The organism is Arcobacter sp. s6, from assembly GCF_040884245.1.
GTDB lineage: Bacteria > Campylobacterota > Campylobacteria > Campylobacterales > Arcobacteraceae > Aliarcobacter.
The window spans coordinates 17,619-22,007 of sequence record NZ_JBEVTN010000005.1 but is presented as its reverse complement, the minus strand read 5'-3'; the positions used below and the strand labels follow the sequence as shown (position 1 = coordinate 22,007).

At 28.6% G+C, this 4,389-nt stretch carries 2 protein-coding genes; both read right to left on the bottom strand.

Annotated elements, in window-relative coordinates; genetic code table 11:
• Positions 1–148 precede the first annotated feature (148 nt).
• The gene (locus tag ABVS04_RS03915; protein WP_368029368.1) at positions 149–955 is read right to left on the bottom strand and encodes a sensor histidine kinase; all 807 of its coding nucleotides are present in this window, start codon (positions 953–955) and stop codon (positions 149–151) included.
• A 69-nt stretch (positions 956–1,024) separates the two neighbouring features.
• Positions 1,025–4,389, bottom strand: a 3,365-nt coding sequence (locus ABVS04_RS03910) for a beta strand repeat-containing protein (protein WP_368029367.1), incomplete at its 5' end; no start/stop codon positions are given.

Below are 4,389 nucleotides of genomic sequence, written 5' to 3'. Positions count from 1 at the left end.
ATTGAACTTTCTGTAATAGATTATTTTACTTATGATAACATAATTATCGTTAATAAAAAATTTATTATTTTATCAAATATTTTAAAGAATTTTTTTTATGAAAGGCTATTTTTTAAGCAATTAAAGTATCTTAATAAATTATATGTGTTTATATCTGATTGTGAGGAATGGTAATTTTAAATATTGCACCTAGAGATAAATTATCAACAGAAAGTTTTCCATTCATATTATTTTCAACAATAAGTTTTGACATAAAAAGACCTAAACCAGAGCCATTTAATTTTTGATAAGTAAAAAAAGGTTCAAATATTTTTTCTAAAGGTTCTATCTTGATACCCCCACCATTATCTTCAATAGTTGTAATAATATTCTCATTTTCTTCATAAATTGAAATTTTTATATAAGGATCCTTTATTTTTCTTTGAATTAAAATATCTTTTGCATTATTAATTATATTTATTAAAACTTGTGAATATTCATTTTTGTAACCTATTAGAGTTGGATTTTTCTTAATAATAATATCTAGTTTTATATTATTTGCTTTTATTCCTCCATTAATTATATTTATAGTTGAATTTATTTGCTCCAATAATTTAAACTCTATTTTTTCTTTATCACCTGCAAAAAAATTTATAAAATCATCAATTGTATTTGACATATATTTTGTAATATCATTTAGTTTATTTATATTTTCAAGAACTTCTTTTTCATCCAAGGGAATATTCATATGAAGCTTTGCTTCAATAGGTAAGAAAAGTGAGCTTATTTCCATAAGAGGTTGACGCCATTGATGTGAAATATTTCCTAACATTTCACCTAATGCTGCCATTTTATTTTGTTGAAAAAGCAATTTATCTTTTTCTCTGTTCTTTTTTACTTCTTTTTTTATTTCTTCTTTTAATTCTTTATTATATTCTTCAAGTTGCAAAAAATCATCTAGTCTTGTTTGTCTCATATTTAAAAATTATCCATAATAAGAATTACTAAAAAAATATATAATTATATAAATAGGGAAAATCCCTATTTATATATCAGGTGTAACATCAATGTCATCATCAATTAATAATTTAATTGTTGAATTAGTTCCTGTTCCTGTAAATACTTTATAGTTTGTACCATCCAATTGAGTTGTTCCAGCATTTGACCAATCACTAGGAGTATCAAGCTGAACAATATCTCCAGCATCACCCCTTATAATTAGTTGTTTATCATCATCTGCAATTAAATCATTTAATTCTACCGTTATTTTATCATTAGTAGAATTTTCTAGACTAACTATATCTACTTTTGGATTTGATGAGATTATAGTAGTTAGGTCAATATCATCTCCATCATAATTTATAGCTACTGATTCTGTAGTATTTAATCCATTAGAATCATCATTTGCTTCTGTTGCTTTTGCAGTAATAGTTAAATTAAAGTCAGTTGAATTTTCAGGCACAGTTAAATTTATACTTTTTGTTATACTTGTTTCATTTTCATTTACAGGTATAGTCCATGTACCATCAGCATTTTTTGTACCAAAATCTAATACTCCATCATCTGGAATACCTGAAATTGTTACACTTAATGATTCACTTCCATCTATATCTTTCAATGCTGCACTGATATCCACTGGATAAGTATAATAATCAGGATTATCAATAGTTGAGATAGATTCTGCTGCTATAATACTGTTTATAGTTACTGTTTCTGCTGTTTCTGTTGTAGAAGCAGAGAATGTAATTACTGCTCTACCATTTTCATCTAACTGTATTAATATAATTGGTGCATGGTTAAAGCTACTTATATTAGTATTACTATTTCCAACTTTTCCATAATTGTACTCTTTTATACCATTATCAGTTCCCTCAGTTGTTATTGAACTCGTGCTATCTCCTGTATATTTAAACAATGCTTGTTGTACTCCATTTACAAATACTGTCCAGTTATCATCATGATATCCTCCAGCTCCATCATTATTCCATGATCCATTTACAGTAACATCCATTTGAAGTTCTACAACTTTATTTTTATAATCTACCCCAAAATCAATAGTTTTTGTTACTAGTTCTGTATAGTTATAACCGCTTGTTCCATTAATATTACTATCACCAACTTCATCACCAAGTTTTACATTAATAGTTTCTTTTACATATTTGATTATTGTACCATCATTATTTGTTCCTATTGGAGCACCTACTTCAATATTTACAATTGGCTCATCTGCAACAGATTGAATTTCAAGTGAAGTTATATAACTTGAACTCCATTCTGAGCCATCACTAACTTGGAAAGTAAATGAACCATCTTCATCTGTATTTTCATTTGGAGTAAATACTAATTTCCCATTATTAATCTCAATTACTCTTATTACTGTTCCAGCTGAAATTTCAACTCCATCAATTGTTAATTTTCCATTGCTAGGAAGAGTATTGATTTTAATAGAACTTAATGTATCACCGTTCACATCACTATATGTTCCAAAATCTGATAATGAAAGAATTATTGGGGTATCTTCTTTTACAATAACTTCATCATTAGTTGAAACAGGAATATCATTTGTAGATGAATATCCACCCATATTAAGTGTTACACTTATCGTATTACTATCTTTCAATCCATCATTCACTGTAAATTCAATTGTTCTAGCAGTTTTATCTTCACTTGTAGAAGAGAATGTTAGTGATTTTAATACTTCTTCATATTGTTCAATAGTAGCTTCTCCTGTTAGTATTGCAACTCCATCTGTTACAGTAACTGTAATCCCATAAGTATTAGGCGTTGGTTCACTAACAATATCACCCTCTTTATAATTCGTTACTTCTACTTTTGCACTTGATAGTGTAGTATTATCAATATCTGATAAATCAATGTTTGTTAATATTGTTTTTTCTGCACTATAGTCATTACCAATTAACTGAATATTATCAATATATCCACCAAATGTATCGGCTTCACCTACTGCTGCAAAAGTTAATGTAGTAGTATTAGATGAAATATTACTAAATGAAGCTTCCACTTTGTACCAAAGTGTTCCCTCTATTTTAGTAATTGTTACATCAACTCCAAGAGGTGCAACATATGTTATATTTCCTAATTCATCAACATTAATTTGTACTTCTTTTCCGTCTAGTGAAAATATCATATCACTTGAATCTTCATGAGAATATCTTGGTTTAAAATCAAATGATAAATCATAAGTATCATTATTAGTACCTAAATTGATTTGTGTTGAAATTGAACTATTTACTCCAATTGTATGTGCATCCATTTCAATATATGTATCACTTCCATTTGCTGTATCAAGACCTTCAACTCCACCACTTTCTCTCATTTCAACGCCAGCACTATTCATATACCATGAATTTCCACTATTACTAACTAAAATACCATCTTGATTTGTACCATTATCAACATACCAAGCACCATCTCCAACAATTTCATCTGTTCCTCTTAATACACCTTCAAAATCTTCTATGAATAATGAACTTTTTGAAACTTGTTCATTAGCAGTTGCTGAATTAATTTCAGGAGCATCATCTTGCCCTTGTATTGTAATATTTAAATTTGCTGTCGAAGTAGGATTCGATCCATCACTTATTGTGTAAGAAATCAACTCTCCTAAATTATCTCCTATATTTAATGCATCAACAGTTGAATTTGAATTATCAATTTCATATTTATACTCACCAGTATTATTTATTGTTATTTGTCCATATTCTAAATCTATTGAAATATTACTTCCATCTGTTGGTAATGTATATACTGTTCCTAAAATAGTAACTGTTGTTACTTTAATATTAGATCCAGTGTCATTACTTAATAGGTTTCCAATTGCATCTAAATCATCATTTAACTCATCTTGACTAACAACAAATTCTTTACCATCTTCAACTGCGATTGCTGTATCATTATTTGCTTTTACTGTAACATCATTATCTATAATTGTAGCTGTTGCTGTATCTGAGTAATCAGATCCATTACTTGTTAATGTTCCTGTTAGTGTAAATGTTTCATTAGCTTCATCTATTAAATCATCTATTGTATCAGTACTTACAAGTAAAGATGTATTTCCTTCACTTAATGCAATTGGTCCTGTTACATCTATCCAAGTTGTTCCATTATCTGTACTATATTGGAATTTCCCACCATTAGCTGGATCTGCAAAGTAATCTGCATCTAATGCTGTTCCATCTGCTAGAGTTAATGTTAATGTTGAGTTTGCTGCTACATTTGTAACTTCTACTGCGAACACTGCATCATTTCCTTCTGGAACTGTTATATCTGCTGTTCCCACATCTCCTGGTTTTCCAACGCTGATTGTTGGGGTATCATTATCTATAATTGTAGCTGTTGCTGTATCTGAGTAATCAGATCCATTACTTGTTAATGTTCCTGTTAGTGTAA